At 72.5% G+C, this 15,996-nt stretch carries 15 protein-coding genes; 3 read left to right on the forward strand and 12 right to left on the reverse strand.

Annotated features, from left to right (window positions below):
* Positions 1-129 precede the first annotated feature (129 nt).
* Positions 130-1,419, reverse strand: coding sequence for a glucarate dehydratase family protein (locus OG254_RS16600; protein ID WP_405582472.1), 1,290 nt, complete (start codon positions 1,417-1,419; stop codon positions 130-132).
* Positions 1,416-2,312 carry a 5-dehydro-4-deoxyglucarate dehydratase gene (locus OG254_RS16605; protein ID WP_405595031.1) on the reverse strand — a complete coding sequence of 299 codons (897 nt, stop codon included), beginning with the start codon at positions 2,310-2,312 and terminating at the stop codon, positions 1,416-1,418. Before OG254_RS16605 ends, OG254_RS16600 begins: the two co-directional genes overlap by 4 nt.
* Before the next feature lie 151 nt (positions 2,313-2,463).
* Between OG254_RS16605 and OG254_RS16610 the strand changes: the two genes are divergently transcribed.
* Both OG254_RS16610 and OG254_RS16615 read left to right on the forward strand, forming a co-directional pair.
* Positions 2,464-3,246, forward strand: coding sequence for an IclR family transcriptional regulator (locus OG254_RS16610; protein ID WP_351191425.1), 783 nt, complete (start codon positions 2,464-2,466; stop codon positions 3,244-3,246).
* A 179-nt stretch (positions 3,247-3,425) separates the two neighbouring features.
* A complete protein-coding gene (locus OG254_RS16615) occupies positions 3,426-4,622 on the forward strand; it encodes an MFS transporter (protein WP_405582476.1) in 1,197 nt (398 codons plus the stop codon).
* A gap of 58 nt (positions 4,623-4,680) precedes the next feature.
* On the opposite strand, the gene OG254_RS16620 is transcribed toward OG254_RS16615, so the two are convergent.
* From OG254_RS16620 to OG254_RS16640, 5 genes are all read right to left on the reverse strand, one after another.
* Positions 4,681-5,670, reverse strand: coding sequence for an adenosine deaminase (locus OG254_RS16620; RefSeq protein ID WP_405582479.1), 990 nt, complete (start codon positions 5,668-5,670; stop codon positions 4,681-4,683).
* 20 nt (positions 5,671-5,690) lie between these two features.
* Positions 5,691-6,596: a ribonuclease Z gene (locus OG254_RS16625; RefSeq protein ID WP_405582482.1), complete on the reverse strand. Its 906-nt coding sequence runs from the start codon at positions 6,594-6,596 to the stop codon at positions 5,691-5,693.
* 6 nt (positions 6,597-6,602) lie between these two features.
* Positions 6,603-6,956 (reverse strand): histidine triad nucleotide-binding protein, encoded by a 354-nt coding sequence (locus OG254_RS16630; RefSeq protein WP_405582485.1) that lies wholly within the window; start codon positions 6,954-6,956, stop codon positions 6,603-6,605.
* Between the two features lie 118 nt (positions 6,957-7,074).
* Positions 7,075-10,341: a S41 family peptidase gene (locus OG254_RS16635; protein WP_405582488.1), complete on the reverse strand. Its 3,267-nt coding sequence runs from the start codon at positions 10,339-10,341 to the stop codon at positions 7,075-7,077.
* A gap of 45 nt (positions 10,342-10,386) precedes the next feature.
* Entirely contained in the window at positions 10,387-10,941 is a 555-nt protein-coding gene (locus OG254_RS16640) for a hypothetical protein (protein WP_405582491.1), read from the reverse strand.
* Positions 10,942-11,054: 113 nt separating this feature from the next.
* Here OG254_RS16640 and OG254_RS16645 point away from each other — a divergent pair, with 113 nt between their 5' ends.
* Entirely contained in the window at positions 11,055-11,471 is a 417-nt protein-coding gene (locus tag OG254_RS16645) for a hypothetical protein (protein ID WP_405582494.1), read from the forward strand.
* Here the strand turns inward: OG254_RS16645 and OG254_RS16650 are convergent.
* The 5 genes from OG254_RS16650 to hrcA all read right to left on the reverse strand — a co-directional run bounded on the left by OG254_RS16650 (position 11,413) and on the right by hrcA (position 15,989).
* Positions 11,413-11,805 carry a VOC family protein gene (locus OG254_RS16650; protein ID WP_405582496.1) on the reverse strand — a complete coding sequence of 131 codons (393 nt, stop codon included), beginning with the start codon at positions 11,803-11,805 and terminating at the stop codon, positions 11,413-11,415. The genes OG254_RS16645 and OG254_RS16650 overlap by 59 nt on opposite strands.
* A gap of 20 nt (positions 11,806-11,825) precedes the next feature.
* Positions 11,826-12,584 carry a 16S rRNA (uracil(1498)-N(3))-methyltransferase gene (locus tag OG254_RS16655; RefSeq protein WP_405582499.1) on the reverse strand — a complete coding sequence of 253 codons (759 nt, stop codon included), beginning with the start codon at positions 12,582-12,584 and terminating at the stop codon, positions 11,826-11,828.
* Positions 12,581-13,666, reverse strand: a complete 1,086-nt coding sequence (locus OG254_RS16660; RefSeq protein WP_405582502.1) for a nitronate monooxygenase — start codon at positions 13,664-13,666, stop codon at positions 12,581-12,583. The genes OG254_RS16655 and OG254_RS16660 overlap by 4 nt, the downstream gene beginning before the upstream one ends.
* A 169-nt stretch (positions 13,667-13,835) precedes the next feature.
* Positions 13,836-14,972 (reverse strand): molecular chaperone DnaJ, encoded by a 1,137-nt coding sequence (gene dnaJ, locus OG254_RS16665; RefSeq protein ID WP_351191447.1) that lies wholly within the window; start codon positions 14,970-14,972, stop codon positions 13,836-13,838.
* Positions 14,973-15,989 carry a heat-inducible transcriptional repressor HrcA gene (gene hrcA / locus OG254_RS16670; RefSeq protein ID WP_405582505.1) on the reverse strand — a complete coding sequence of 339 codons (1,017 nt, stop codon included), beginning with the start codon at positions 15,987-15,989 and terminating at the stop codon, positions 14,973-14,975.
* Between the last annotated feature and the right edge of the window lie 7 nt (positions 15,990-15,996).

Below are 15,996 nucleotides of genomic sequence, written 5' to 3' on the forward strand. Positions count from 1 at the left end.
TGGTGCTGATCTGGCCAGTTTGCACCACGCCACTGACAACGCCACCGCGATCTTGCGGGATCCGCCCGTCCGTGCAGGCCAGGCCGCCGCTGCCCGGTCCGGCCCGGCGTTACCCGGGCCCGGCCGCCCCTACCAGCGCGGCACCGAGGGCGTGACCCAGCCCGGCTCGGCGACCCGCATCGCCGCCGCGTCGTCGCGGTCCCGGAGCGAGCCGTCGTCTTCCAGCCACCGCCGGTGCAGCTCCGCCAGCCGGTCGCGGTCCAGCTCGACGCCGAGGCCCGGCGCGTCCGGCACGGCGACCTTGCCGCCCTCGAAGGTGAGGCGCTCGGTGAGGACGTCCTCGGACTGCCAGGGGTAGTGGGAGTCGCAGGCGTGGTGGAGGTTCGGCACGGTCGACGCCACGTGGGTCATCGCGGCCAGGGAGATGCCCAGGTGGGTGTTGGAGTGCATGGACACCCCGACGCCGAAGGTGCGGCAGATCGCCGCCAGCTGCTGGGTGCTTCGCAGCCCGCCCCAGTAGTGGTGGTCGGAGAGGACGACCTGCACGGCGTCCGTCGTGAACGCCTCCTTGATCTCGGCGAACGTCGTCACGCACATGTTGGTCGCCAGCGGCACCCCGGTTCGCGCGGCGACCTCGGCCATACCGGCCGTGCCGAGGGTCGGGTCCTCCAGGTACTCCAGGACGTCCCCCAGTTCCCGCGCCACCTTCAGCGAGGTCTCCACGGACCAGGCCCCGTTGGGGTCGAGCCGCAGCGGGTGCCCGGGGAAGGCCTGCGCGAGGGCCCGTACGGCCGCGATCTCCTCGTCCGGCGGGAAGACGCCGCCCTTGAGCTTGAAGGAGGTGAAGCCGTACCGCTCCTTGAACCGCCGCGCCTGCTCGACGACCCCGGCCGGGTCGACGGCGGCGCCCCAGTCGTCCTTCTGCGCGCGGACCCCTTCCGGATGGTCGGCCCACTTGTAGAACAGGTAGGCGCTGTACTCGACCGCGTCCCGCACCTTGCCGCCGAGCAGCGTGTGCACGGGCAGCCCGAGCGCCTTGCCCAGGGCGTCGAGGCAGGCGACCTCGAAGCCGGAGACGACGGACAGCCGCAGCTTGTCGGCGGTCTGGACGCCGCGCAGCCCGCCGACGTCGACCTGTCCCGAGACCCGGGACCGGTCGACAGCCACCTCGTCGGCGACCGCGAACAGGCCGTTCAGGTCACCGACTTGACGACCAATCAGTTTCTGCGCGAACGGCCGCGCAAGCTCCAGGTACTTGGTGTCGCCGTACGTCTCGCCGACGCCCGTGACCCCGTCGGCCGTCACGACCTCCACGATCAGGCGGGGGGTGTACGGCTGGTGGACGCCCTGGGTGTTCAGCAGGGGTGGGTCGGCGACCAGGATCGGTGTCAGGCGCACCTCGGTGACGGTCAGGTTCACAGCGCGGCTCCCACGAGGTCGAGTCCGGTGCCGAGCAGGGCCCCGAGCTCGGCCAGGTCGCCGGGCGACGGGTCGGTGAGCGGGGCGCGCACGGGGCCGACGGGGCGGCCGCGCAGCCGGGCCGCCGCCTTCACCAGGGAGACGGAGTACCCGGGCACCCGGTCGCGCAGTTCGACGAACGGGACGTAGAAGTCGCGCAGCAGCTTGTCGGTCAGGCCGTGGTCGCCGTCGCGCAGGGCGGCGAAGAAGGCGTTCGCGATCTCGGGGGCGAAGGCGTGCACGGCGGAGGAGTAGGCGGGGACGCCGACGGTGGCGTAGGCGCGGGCCTGGATCTCGGCGGTGGCGGCGCCGTTGAAGAAGAGGAAGCCCTCGGGGGCGGCGAGGGTGAGGCGCTGGAGGCGGTCGAGGTCGCTGTGGCCGTCCTTGAGCCCGATGACGCTCGGGATGCGCGCGATGCGCCTCAACGACGCGGCGGTGAAGGTGACTTGGCCCCGCTGGTAGGCGATGAGCGGGAGCCGGGTGCGGGCCGCGAGCTGCTCCAGCTGGGCGACCAGGCCGTCCTGCGGGGCTTCGACGAGGTAGTGCGGCAGGACGAGGAGGGCGTCGGCGCCGGCCTCCTCGGCGATCCGCGCGAACCGGGCGGCCTGCGCCCAGCCGTACCCGACCCCGGCGACCACGGGCACCCGGCCGCCCGCCTCCTCGACGGCCGCCGTGACGACGACGCGGTACTCGTCCTCGTCCATCGAGAAGAACTCGCCGGTGCCGCAGGCGGGGAAGACCGCGCCGGGTTCGGTGGCGAGTTGGGCGGCGAGATGGGCGCGACAGCCGTCCGGGTCGAGCGAGCCGTCGTCGTGGAAGCTCGTCAGCGGGAACGACAGCACGCCGCGTGCCATGCCGTCCCGCAGCCGGCGGATCGTGTCCGTGTCCGTATCGAGGCTCACCCTCGCCATCTCCCTATGTAGACGCCTTCCACGTATAAGAATTGAGATTAGATACGCGAACCGTGACCGTCAATCGCACGGTCCGTCCGATTACGATCGGCCCATGTCAGAGACAGGCGGCGTCCGCGAGGTGAAGTCCGCGGCGCGCACGGTCGAGCTGCTCGAACTCCTCGCCGCGCGCGGCGACCGACCCGCACGCCTCCAGGAGCTGGCCGACGAGCTGGACGTGCCGCGCAGCTCCATGTACGCGCTGCTGCAGACCCTGATCTCCCGCGGCTGGGTCCGCACCGACGTCACCGGATCGCTCTACGGCATCGGCATCCACGCCCTGCTCACCGGCACCAGCTACCTGGACTCCGACCCGCGCGTCCGCCTGGTGCGCCCCTATCTCGACGAGGCGTCGCAGGCGCTGGGCGAGACGATCCACATGGCGCGCCTTGACGGCCGGGACGTGGCGTATCTGGCGACGCGCGAGTCGCACGAGTACCTCAGGACGATCAGCCGGGTCGGCCGCCGCCTCCCGGCGCACGTCGGCGCCCTGGGCAAGGCGCTGCTCGCCGAACGCCCCGACGCCGACCTCCCCGAAGGCCCCTACCGCGCCCTCACCCCCAACACCCGCACCACCCGCGAGGCCCTGGCCGCCGACCTCGCCGAGGTGCGGGCGCGCGGCTGGTCGGTCGACCGCGAGGAGGGCGTCCTCGGCATCGTCGGCTTCGGCTTCGCCCTGCGCTACGACTCCCCGGCACAGGACGCGATCAGCTGCTCGGTGCCGGTGGCCCGGCTGTCGGCCGCGCACGAGGAGCGGATCGTGGCGGTGATGCGGGAGGCCCGGGCGAAGATCGAGGCGACGGCGCCTGCGGCGGGCGGGGCGGCGCACTGGCGTTAGGAAAGGCCACGTTTACCCGGCCTTCCCCACCTCAAACGCAACGTGCGCCAGATCACACCTCCCGCGCTTCTTCTCCGAACCGTGTGCTTGATACAAATTGCCCGCGCGTTCCTGTCCGTCGACGGCCTGCGCCCCTCCCCCTTCTTGTGCCGCTCCTTTCGCATGCCCTGGGAACGCCCGTGCTCGCCCCCCGCACCACTGCCTGGCCCCTCGTCGCCCTTTTCACGGCCGGGTACCTCGCTCCGTATCTGCTGCCGACGGTCGTCGGCAGGCTCGACTCCGGACTTCCGCTCTCCCCCACCCAGGCGGGCGCCGTCGGCAGCGCGCTGCTGCTGAGTTCGGCGTCGGCGGGCTTCCTGCTGGCAGCCCGCGTCGACCGCGTCGGCGCCCGCAGACTGGCCCGGATCGGCCTCACCCTGGCCCTGCTCGGCTACGGCGGCGCGGCCCTCGCGCACGCCGTACCGGCCGTCGTCCTGGGCGTCCTGGTCGGCGGCCTCGGATCCGGTACGGCCACCGCGGTCACCGCGACCCGCATAGCCGCCCAGCCCGACCCGCACCGGGCCACCACGGCCGGCCTGCTCGGCGTCTCCGCCCTCGCGGGCACCGTCTATCTGACGGTCCCGCACCTCGGGCCGGGCCACGGCCAGCCACTGGCCGCGATCGCCCTCACGGCGCTCGCCGTATGGCCGTTGACGGGCCGGATCCCCGTCGACGCGCCGACGATCGAGTCACGCCGGCCCGCCGCACGCCTCCCCCACCGCCGCCCCGGCCTGACGCTGGCGGCCTGCATGCTGTGCTGGTCCCTCGCCCAGAACTCCCTGTGGGGCGTCAGCGGCCGGATCGGCCTGACGCAGGCGCAGTTGACGGAGGCCACGGTCGGCGCGGTGTTCGCCGTGGCGCTCGGCGCCGGGCTGCTCGGCGTGACCGGGGCGGGCGCGCTCGGCCCGCGCCTCGGCCTCGCGCTGCCCATCGGCGCCGGTACGGTCCTCATCGCGGGCTGCATCGCGCTCAGCGCGTCCGCCACCGACCTGACGACCTTCGCGTCCGGCGAGATCGCCTGGAACACGCTCTACCCGATCGTCCTGTCGTACGTCATCGGCCTCGCCGCCTCCCTCGACGCGCGCGGCCGCTGGGCGGTGCTCGTCGGCTCGGCGTCCTCGCTGGGCACGGCGGCGGGCCCGCTGACCGGAAGCGTGCTGTCGGCGCAGGCCGGGTTCCCGGTCATGGGCGCGGTCCTCGCGGTGGGGCTGCTGGTCATCGCGGTGCCGATGACGGCGGTCGCCCTCCGGGCGGGCAGGACGACGTTGCCGGTGGTGGAGATCCCGGTCGACGTGCGTGCCGAAGAAGCCGCCTACGAGGCTGCGACTGCCGCATGAGCGCGACTGCCGGTGCGTCGTGGCTGGTCGCGCAGTTCCCCGCGCCCCTTAGGGCGTTTCAGAACACGTACGCTTCCACCTCGGCCAAATACCGCGCCCGCAACTCCTCGTCGTCCTCCAGGAAGGAGGCGAGGAAGGAGTTGCGGGCCAGCTCCCGAAGCCGTTCCCGGTCAAGGCCGAGCGCCGAGCGCACCGCGTCGAAGTTGTCGCCGGCGTACCCGCCGAAGTAGGCCGGGTCGTCGGAGTTGACCGTGCACATCAGACCGGCGTCGAGCATCGCGGGCAGGGGGTGGTCGGCGAGGGTGTCGACGGTGCGCAGCCGGACGTTCGACAGGGGGCACAGGGTCAGCGGCACCCGCTCCCGCACCAGCCGCTCCACCAGCGCCGGGTCCTCCATGCAGCGCAGCCCGTGGTCGACGCGCTCGATGCCGAGGACGTCGAGGGCCTCGGTGATGTAGGCGGGCGGGCCCTCCTCGCCGGCGTGCGCGACGCGCCGCAGCCCGAGCTCGGCGGCCGCCTCGTAGACCTCGCGGAACTTCACCGGCGGGTGGTTGACCTCCGCCGAGTCGAGGCCGACGCCGGTGATCCGGTCGAGAAACGGCTCGGCGGCCCGCAGCGTCTGCATGGCCGACTCGGCGGAGTCGTCGCGCAGGAAGCACATGATGAGCCGGGTGGAGACCCCGTGGTTCGCCTCGCTGCTCCCCAGCGCCTGCCACAGCCCCTCGACGACCGTGCCCAGCTCGACGCCCCGCTTGGTGTGCGCCTGCGGGTCGAAGAAGATCTCCGCGTGCCGTACGCCCTGGGCGGCGGCCCGGGCGAGGTAGGCGTTCGCGAGGTCCGCGAAGTCCTGCTCGGTGCGCAGGACGGCCATGATCTCGTAGTACAGGTTCAGAAAGGACTGGAGGTCCTCGAACTGGTAGGCCTTGCGGAGCTCGTCGGTGTCGTCGTACGGCAGCCGGACGCCGCCTCGTGCGGCCAGCTCGAAGGCGAGCTCGGGTTCGAGGGTGCCTTCGATGTGGAGGTGCAGTTCAGCTTTGGGGAGGGGCATCAAAGCATCGTACGGCTGTACTACCGGCGCTTCGGCAGGGGCACCCGCAGCAGGTCATGGGCCACCGTCAGCTCCCCCTCGAAGCCTGCGTCCCGCGCCTGCCGCTCGAAATCGTCGGGCTCGGTGTAACGCTGGCTGAAGTGGGTGAGCACGAGATGCCGTACGCCGCAGTCGAGCGCGACCCGGGCGGCCTGAGCGGCGGTCAGATGGCCGTGCTCGGCGGCGAGTTCGCTGTCCTCCTCCAGGAAGGTGGACTCGATGACGAGCATGTCGCAGCCGTCGGCGAGGGTGTACACCCCGTCGCACAGCCTGGTGTCCATGACGAAGGCGAACCGCTGTCCGCGCCGGATCTCGCTCACGTCGTCCAGCGAGACCCCGCCGAGCACGCCCTCCCGCTGGAGCCGGCCGACGTCGGGCCCCTTGATGCCGTGCGCGGCGAGCCGCTCGGGCAGCATGCGGCGACCGTCCGGCTCGACGAGGCGATAGCCGTACGACTCGACGGGGTGCGACAGCAGGGCCGCTTCCAGGGTGTACACGCCGGTGTCGGCGATCACCCCGTCGGCGCTGACCGGGTCCTGCGCGAGGTCGACGGTCTCGCGGTAGGCGGTGGCGTACCGCAGCCGGTCGAAGAAGCGCTGGCCGGAACGGGGGTAGTGGGCGGTGACGGGGTGCGGGACCTTGTCGAGGTTGATGCGCTGGATGACCCCGGCGAGGCCGAGGGAGTGGTCCCCATGGAAGTGGGTGACGCAGATCCGGTTCAGGTCGTGCGCGGCCACCCCGGCCCGCAGCATCTGGCGCTGTGTGCCCTCGCCGGGATCGAAGAGGATTCCCTCGCCGTCCCAGCGCAGCAGATACCCGTTGTGGTTGCGGTGCCGGGTCGGGACCTGGCTCGCGGTGCCGAGCACCACCAATTCACGTACGGACACGGCTGCTTACCCGGGGGGCCACTGCATGCCGCGGCCGCCGAGGATGTGGGCGTGGGCATGGAAGACGGTCTGGCCGGCGCCGGGGCCCGTGTTGAAGACGACCCGGTAGCTCTCCAGCTTCTCCTCGTCGGCGACGGCCTGGGTCTCGCGCAGGACGTCCGCGGCGACGGTCGGTTCGGCGGTGGCCAACGCGGCGGCGTTCGCGTAGTGCACCTTGGGGATCACCAGGATGTGGACGGGGGCCTGGGGGTTTATGTCCCTGAAGGCGACGGTCGACTCCGTCTCCCGGACGATCGTCGCAGGGACGTGCCCCTCGACGATCTTGCAGAACAGGCAGTCGTCCTGCGGTTCCCCTGCCATGGTCCCTCCGGGGGTTGGGCGGCGCTTTACGTGGGGCATCGTATCGTCGTCGGGTGCGGGTGCGTGGGGGGTGATCGCGCCCCGCGGCGGAGCCGCAAATCGATACAGCCCCGCGCCCCTAGGTGGGCAAACTGGGCGGCGTTTTTGCGGGCCGTTCCTCCAGCCCCTCCAACGCGATCCGGATCGCCTCGTCCAGCTGCGTGTCCCTCCCCGCCGCGTAGTCCTGCGGGCGTTGCACCACCTCCACGTCCGGGTCGACGCCGTGGTTCTCCACGTCCCAGCCGTAGCCCTCCAGCCAGATGGCGTACTTCGGCTGGGTGATCAGCGTGCCGTCGACCAGTCGGTAGCGGCTGTCGATGCCGATCACGCCGCCCCACGTCCGCGTGCCCACCACCGGCCCGAGGCCCAGTGCCTTGATCGCCGCGTTGACGATGTCCCCGTCCGACCCGGAGAACTCGTCCGCCACCGCCACCACGGGACCGCGCGGAGCGTCCTGCGGATAGCTGTACGGCCGCATCCCGCGCGGCAGTTCCCAGCCCACGATCTTGCGCGCCAGCTTCTCCACGACCAGTTGGGAGGTGTGCCCGCCGCCGTTCTCACGGACGTCCACGACGAGCCCCTCCCGCGCCACCTCGACCCGCAGGTCACGGTGGATCTGGGCCCAGCCGGGCGCCTGCATGTCCGGCACGTGGAGGTAGCCGAGCCGGCCGCCGGACTTCTCGTGGACATACGCCCGCCGGCCGGCCACCCACGCGTGGTACCGCAGCGGCTGCTCGTCCGCGATGGGGACGACGACCGCGTGCCGTACGTCCCCGCCGCCGGCCGGCGAGATCGTCAGTTCCACCGCCTTGCCCGCCGTGCCGACGAGCAGCGGTCCGGGCCCGGTCACCGGGTCCACCGGCATCCCGGCCACCGCCACGATCGCGTCCCCGGCGCGCACCGCGACCCCGGGGGCGGCCAGCGGCGCCCGTGCCTCGGGGTCGGAGGTCTCCGACGGCAGGACCCGGTCGATGCGCCAACTCCCGTCGGCGTGCCGGGAGATGTCGGCGCCGAGCAGTCCCTGGCGGGCCCCGCCACCGTATCCGCCGCGCGGTGAGACGTAGGCGTGCGAGGTGCCCAGCTCGCCCTGCACCTCCCACAGCAGGTCGATCAGGTCGTCGTGGGTGGCGACGCGGTCGAGGAGGGGGCGGTAGCGGTCGAGGACGCCGGTCCAGTCCACGCCGCTCATGTCCGGCCGCCAGAAGTGGTCCCGCATGATGCGGCCGGCCTCGTCGAACATCTGCCGCCACTCGGCCGACGGGTCGACCCGCTGCCGTACGCGCGTCAGGTCCACGGTGATGTTCGAGTCGCTGTCCTCGTCTCCGGAGGCCCGCCGGTCGCTCGGGACGACCTTGAGTCTGCTGTCGGTCCACAGCAGCACCCGCTTGCCGTCGCCGCTGACCTCGAAGTCGTCGGCGTCGTCGGCGAGATGCTCGACGCGCCGCTGGAGGAGGTCGTAGCGCTCCAGCTCGGTCTTGGGCTCGGGGTCGTCGGGCGTGGCCCGGGAGGCGCCGAGCGCGCCCCGCACGGGGTGCCGCAGCCACAGCACGCCGTCCTTGGCGGCCCGCAGGTGGGTGTAGCGGGCGGCCTCGACGGGGAACGGCACGATCCGGTCGGCGAGCCCTTCGAGGTCGATGCGGGTGGTCGGGGTGCCCTCGCTGTCGGGGGTCTCGTCCTTGTCCGGCGCGTCGAAGGGCCGGCCGTGCCGCTGCGGGCCGAAGGGCGACGGGGTGGTGGCGGCCAGGGTGATCAGGTGGGGGCGGGAGCCGACCACGAAGGCGAGGTCGAAGACGTGCTCGTCGTAGACCGGGTCGAAGGCGCGGGCCGACAGGAACACCAGGTGCTTGCCGTCCTGCGTGAACGCGGGCGCGTAGTCCTGGAACCGCAGCGGGGTCGCCTCGGAGACCGACAGGTCGGTGGTGTTGGCGAGCTTGAGCTGGCACAGCGGGCGCGGGCCGGGGTGCGACCAGGCGAGCCAGGCCGAGTCGGGCGAGAAGACCAGCCCCGACACGTCCCCGTCCACGCTGCGGTCGACCTCGCGGACCTCGCCGCTCTCCCGCTCGACGAGCAGCACCCGTCCGTCGTGCGCGGCGACCGCGGCCCGGCTCCCGTCGGGTGCCATGGCGAGCTCCAGCACCCGCCCGAGCTGCCCGGCGGCCAGCCTGCGCGGCGTGGCCCCGGGCGCGAGGCCGGTCGCCGGGGCGAACTCCAGTGCGTCGTCGCCCTCCGCGTCGGTCACCCACACCACCCACTCCTCGCCCTCCGCCCGGAAGGTGCGTGGCAGGCGGGCCCGTACGCCGGGCTCGGCGGCGAGCGCGCGGGCGGGACCTGAGCGGTGGGTGACCCAGTGCACGGCGCCCCGGACGGCGACCGCGCTGCCGCGCGCGGTGTGGTCGGGCGCGGCCTCGCCGAACGAGACGGCGGCGTTCAGCGGGTACGGCTGCCGGTCGGTGCGCTGTCCGCCGAGCCGGATGTCGAGCCGGCGCGGCTCGGCGCCGTCGAGGTCGTCCAGGAGCCAGAGTTCACCGGCGCAGGCGTGGACGAGGCGGGTGCCGTCGCCGGCGGCGTGCCGGGCGTAGAACCCTCCCCCACTCTCGGCTTCGCTCGAGCGGGAGGTGCCCCCACCCGGAGTGTGCCGCCGCAGATCGGACCCGTCGGCGAGGGAGGAGTACACCGCCCCGACGCCCTCGTGGTCGGAGAGGAAGGCGATCCGCTCCCCCACCCACACCGGGTCCTCCAGGTTCCCGTCCAGCCCCTCGTGCAGCCGTACGAAGTCCCCCGCGCCTTCCCGGTCGATCCACAGCTTGCCCGCCGTACCGCCCCGGTAACGCTTCCACCGGGCGGCCTCCAGGCCCATGGGCGCGGAGGCGAGCACCAGGTGCGGCCCGTGGACGACGTCGCCGACGGGGCCGTAGGGCAGGGTGGTGGCGGGGCCGCCGTCGAGCGGGACCGCGTGGGCCCAGGTGCGGCGGCTGCCGGCCTGGCCCTGGGTGCTGATCACGAGGACCCGGCCGTCGGGGGTCCAGCCGCGCACCCGGGTCTGCCAACTGCCCCAGTGCGTAAGGCGCCTGGACGGGCCGCCGTCGACCGGCGCGATGTGCACCTCACTGGCGCCGTCACGGGTGGAGGTCCAGGCGACGGTCGTACCGTCGGGCGAGATGCGTGGCCGGGAGACCGGCACATTGTCGGCGCTGACCCGCCAGGCGCGGCCGCCGTCGAGGGGGGCGAGCCACACGTCGTCCTCGGCGGTGAAGGCGACCAGGTCGCCGCGCAGATGCGGATACCGCAGGTACGAGGGCGAAGGGTGTGCGGCCGAGGTCGTCAGGGAGGTCGCGGACTGTGTCACCCGATCACCCTAAGCAAGGGCGGCGTGCGCGAACAGACCTTTGGATCACTTGCCCTCCGGCCAGCAGTTGGGGTGCTCCTTGCAGTAGACGGTCCTGGTGACCGTCACCGTGACGGTGGGACCGGGCTGCGAGCCGTTCCCGGGCGGGTTGACCGGCGAGGGCGTGGCGTCGCAGTTGCCCAGCCCGTTCACGTGGAACCACTCCTTGCCGCCGATCTTGGCGACAAGGTCTCCGCGCACGCAGGAGCCGCTGACGGCCCGGGTGATCCGGCCGGTGACGGTGATGTCCTTGCCGTCGCGGGTCTCGCCCTCGCAGTCGACCTTGACGACGGTGTTCTCACTGGCCGTCGGTGAGCTGTTGCCGTTGCCGCCGTCGTACGAGCCCGTGCAGTTGAGCCACTGCACATCGGCCTTCTGCCGCTCCAGCTCCGCGGTCACGGTCTGGTCGGTGGTGAACGCGACGGTCGCGGTGTTCAGCCCGCCCGGGTCACAGGCGGCCAGGCCGCCGACGGCGACCACCGCGAGCCCCGCCGCACCCGCCACCCGCGCCCCGCGCAGGCGCCGCCCGGCGCGACCCCGAACCCTGCTGAAAGCCCCCATGGGACGGCAGCCTGCCACTGTCCCGGCCGACGCGGTAGAGCGCATACGGACACTCGGCCCCCCTGGCGAAAAACCCGGAGACCGGGCGGTGCCCGGCGCCGTAGCGTGGCCGGATGCGATCAAATCGCCGACTGCGCAGGCTCGTCGTGGACGAGCGGACGACGTATCTGTGGAGCGTCCGGCACAAGCACCGCGACGCCGACGTCTGCCGGGAAGTCCTGAATCTGTATCTCGACGGCGCCCGTACGCGCGTCGTCTTCCGGGCGGGCGAGGCCGGCTCGGGCCGCTATGTCGCCGACGGCTACTGGTTCTCGGGCTGTGTCGGCGACGGCCGCGGCAACCTGCTCAACCTGCGCGAGCCCGGCGTCGTACGGGCCCTCGTGGACGAGGCGTCCCGGCGCGAACTGCTGCCGGGGAAGGGCGAGTTGGACGGCTGGGAGCTGTTCCACGCGGTCGCCGAGGCGGTCGACCTCATCCGCGCAGCAGCAGCCACTCCTGAAGCTCCACGAGATTGCCCTCCGGGTCCTTGAGGTGGGCGACACGCATGCGGTCGGTCATGGGGCCCGGGCCGCGCAGGAGGGTCGCGCCGCGTTCGGCGAGCTGGGCGCAGTAGGCGTCCAGGTCGTCCACGCGCAGGACCACCAGGGAGCGGTGGCCGGTGGCGTCGTCGCCGAGTTCACCCAGGACGTCGGCCATCATCGCCCGGTCCTGCAGGGCGATGCCCGCCGAGCCGGCGGCGGGGCTGAACTTCTCGTACGGCCCGTCCGTCGCGCCGGACTGCGGCTTGAGGCCGAGGACGTCGGCGTAGAAGCGGTAGCAGGCGGCGAAGTCGCTGACCAGCAGCCGTACTTGGGCGAGTTCCACGGCGGACGTCCCTCCCGGGGTCAGGACCAGCGGCCGGTGCGGCCGAGGAGCAGTGCCGTCGCCGCGGTTCCGGCAGTGGAGGTCCGCAGGACGGTACGGCCCAGACGGTACGCTTTCGCCCCCGCCTCCTCGAAGAGGGCCAACTCCTCGGGGGACACGCCGCCCTCGGGCCCGACGACGAGCACGATCTCGCCCTCGGCGGGCAGTTCGGCCGTCGCGAGCGGCTCGCTGCCGTAGTCGCGGTCCTCGTGCAGTACGGCGGCGAAGTCGGCCGCCGCGAGCAGCGCCGCGACCTGCTTGGTCGTCGCCGCCTCCGCGACCTCGGGGAAGCGCACCCGGCGGGACTGCTTGCCGGCCTCGCGGGCGGTGGCCCGCCACTTGGCGAGGGCCTTCGCGCCGCGCTCGCCCTTCCACTGCGTGATGCACCGGGAGGCCGCCCAGGGCACGATCGCGTCGACGCCGGTCTCGGTCATGGTCTCGACGGCGAGCTCACCGCGGTCGCCCTTGGGGAGGGCCTGGACGACGGTGATACGGGGCTGCTCAGGGGGTTCCTCCGCCACGGCACCGAGCTCCACCACCAGCCGGTCCTTGCCCTCGGCCGCCTTGACGACGCCCTCGGCCCAGCGGCCCTGCCCGTCGGTGAGGACGACGTCCTCGCCGGCCCGCAGCCGCTTCACGGAGACGGCGTGCCGCCCCTCGGGCCCGTCGAGCACGTACTCGCCACCGGCGGCACCGGCTGCCCGCTCCAGCGACTCGACGACGAACACCGGCGCGGTCATCCGACGGCACCGCCCCTCGGGAAGGCCGACAACGCTGTCGCCGCGGCGTTCAGTTCGGCGGCCAGGACCTCCACCAGCTGCCCCGCGGGCAGTTCGCGGGCCATGCGGTGCCCCTGCCCCGCCCACAGGGCCATGCCCTGCGGGTCACCGGACGCGGCGGCCTTCTTGCGCAGGGGCGAGGTGAGGTGGTGGACCTCGGGGTAGGCGGCGGGGGCGTACGGGCCGTGCTCGCGCAGGAAGCGGTTGACGAGGCCGCGCGCGGGGCGTCCGGAGAACGCGCGCGTCAGCTCGGTGCGGACGAACAGGGGGTTCGTCAGCGCCTGCTTGTGCAGGGCGTTGGCGCCGGACTCCGGGGTGGCGAGGAAGGCGGTGCCGAGCTGTGCGGCACTGGCGCCGGCCGCGAGGGCGGCGGCGATCTGGCTGCCGCGCATGATGCCGCCGGCGGCGACGAGCGGGAGGCTCACGGTCTCGCGGATCTGGGCGACGAGCGACAGCAGCCCGATGCCGGTGCCGTCGGTCTCGGGGTTGTCGCGATGGGTGCCCTGATGACCACCGGCTTCCACGCCCTGCACGATCACGGCATCGGCCCCGGCCCGCTGCACGGCGAGGGCCTCGTCCGGGGTGGTGGCGGTGACGAGGGTGACGGTGCCGGCCCGGCGCAGGGACTCCAGCACGTCGCTGCTGGGCACGCCGAAGTGGAACGAGACCACGGGCACCGGGTTGTCGAGGAGCACGGCGAGCTTGGCGTCGTAGCCGTCGTCCCGTCCGCTGTCCGGGTCCCCCAGCTCGACCTCGTACCAGGCGGCCTCACCGGCCAGCTGGTGGGCGTAGACGTCCACGGCCGCGGCGTCGGCGTACTCGGGCTGCGGCATGAACAGGTTGACGCCGAAAGGGCGCTGGGTCAGCCCGCGCAGCTGCTTGATCTCCTGGTACATCCCGTCGGCGGTTTTGTACCCGGCGGCGAGAAAGCCCAGCCCACCGGCCTCGCACACGGCGGCAGCGAGGTGCGGCACGGAGACGCCGCCTGCCATGGGGGCCTGCACGATCGGATGGGGGAAGAGATCGGTCAGTGCGGAGGACATGACGGCATGTTGTCACGTCCTCCGAACAAGTCCGAATCGGCCCTGTGCCCCGGCATCGGGCCGGGGAAAATCAGCCCGTCCGGCGTTTGAGGACGAGGCCCGTTCAGGGCCGAAGCGGGGGTCTGGGGGCGGCGGCCCCCAGCCACGGAACGCAACCCCCACGCACCGGTCAGCGACCGTTGAACGCGTCCTTCAACCGCGAGAACAGCCCTTGCTGACCCGGCTGGAACTGCCCCTGCGGGCGCTCCTCGCCGCGCAGCTTGGCCAGCTCGCGCAGCAGGCGCTCCTGTTCGGGGTCCAGCTTGTTCGGGGTCTGGACCTCGACGTGCACGATGAGATCGCCACGGCCGCCGCCCCGCAGATGCGTGACACCGCGCCCGTGCAGCGGGATCGACTGGCCGGACTGGGTGCCGGGCCGGATGTCGACCTCCTCCATGCCGTCCAGCGTCTCCAGCGGCACCTTCGTGCCGAGGGACGCGGCCGTCATCGGGATGGTGACCGTGCAGTGCAGGTCGTCGCCGCGCCGCTGGAAGGTCGAGTGCGGCAGCTCGTGGATCTCGACGTACAGGTCACCGGCGGGACCGCCGCCGGGCCCGACCTCGCCCTCACCGGCGAGCTGGATCCGCGTGCCGTTGTCGACACCGGCCGGGATCTTGACCGTCAGGGTCCGGCGGGACCGTACCCGGCCGTCGCCCGCGCACTCGGGGCACGGGGTCGGGACGACGGTGCCGAAGCCCTGGCACTGCGGACACGGCCGCGAGGTCATGACCTGGCCCAGGAAGGACCGCGTCACCTGCGACACCTCACCGCGGCCGCGGCACATGTCACACGTCTGGGCGGAGGTGCCGGGGGCAGCCCCCTCGCCGTTGCAGGTGTTGCAGACGACGGCCGTGTCGACCTGGATGTCCTTCGTCGTGCCGAAGGCCGCCTCGTCGAGCTCGATCTCCAGCCGGATCATCGCGTCCTGGCCGCGCCGGGTGCGCGAGCGCGGGCCGCGCTGGGACGCCGTACCGAAGAAGGCGTCCATGATGTCCGAGAAGTTCCCGAAGCCGCCCGCGCCGAAGCCGCCGGCGCCAGCGCCGCCCGCCTGGGACAGCGGGTCGCCGCCGAGGTCGTAGACCTGCTTCTTCTGCGGGTCCGACAGCACCTCGTAAGCGGCGTTGATCTCCTTGAACCGCTCCTGGGTCTTCGGATCCGGGTTGACGTCCGGGTGCAGCTCGCGAGCGAGCCGCCGGAAGGCCTTCTTGATCTCTTCCTGCGACGCGTCGCGACGCACGCCGAGCACGGCGTAGTAGTCCGTGGCCACTTACGACTCCGCCAGGATCTGTCCGACGTAACGTGCCACTGCGCGTACCGCTCCCATCGTTCCCGGGTAATCCATGCGGGTCGGTCCGACCACGCCGAGCTTGGCGACTGCCTCGCCGCCCGAACCGTAGCCCACCGACACGACAGACGTGGAGTTGAGTCCCTCATAGGCATTCTCGTGCCCGATGCGCACGGTCATGCCCGAATCCCCGGCCTCGCCAAGCAACTTGAGGAGCACGACCTGCTCCTCGAGCGCCTCCAGGACGGGCCGGATGGTGAGGGGGAAGTCATGCCCGAAGCGGGTGAGATTGGCGGTGCCGCCGATCATCAGCCGCTCCTCGTTCTCCTCGACGAGTGTCTCCAGGAGGGTGGAGAGCACGGTCGTGACGGTGCCGCGGTCCTCGATGTCGAAGGCCTCGACGAGGTCCTCGACGAGCCTTGGCACATCACTGAAGCGCCGCCCCGCGACCCGGCTGTTCAGCCGCGCCCGCAGATCCGCGAGCGCGGTCTCACCGAAGGGCGCGGGGCAGTCGATCATGCGCTGCTCGACCCGCCCGGTGTCCGTGATCAGCACGAGCATCACGCGCGCGGGTGCGAGCGAGAGCAGCTCGACGTGCCGGACCGTGGAGCGGGTCAGCGACGGGTACTGCACGACGGCGACCTGCCGGGTGAGCTGCGCGAGCAGCCGTACGGTGCGGGCCACCACGTCGTCGAGGTCGACGGCGCCGTCGAGGAAGTTCTGGATGGCGCGCCGCTCGGGCGGGGTCATCGGCTTGACGCCGGCGAGCTTGTCGACGAACAGCCGGTAGCCCTTGTCGGTGGGGATGCGCCCGGCGCTGGTGTGCGGCTGGGCGATGAAGCCCTCGTCCTCCAGGGCTGCCATGTCGTTGCGGACGGTCGCCGGCGAGACGCCGAGGTTGTGCCGCTCGGTCAGGGCCTTCGACCCGACCGGCTCCTCGGTCCCGACATAGTCCTGGACGATGGCGCGCAGCACCTGGAGCCTGCGTTCACTCAGCATTTCGCGC

It is taken from the genome of Streptomyces sp. NBC_01092 (assembly GCF_045039535.1).
Classification (GTDB): domain Bacteria; phylum Actinomycetota; class Actinomycetes; order Streptomycetales; family Streptomycetaceae; genus Streptomyces.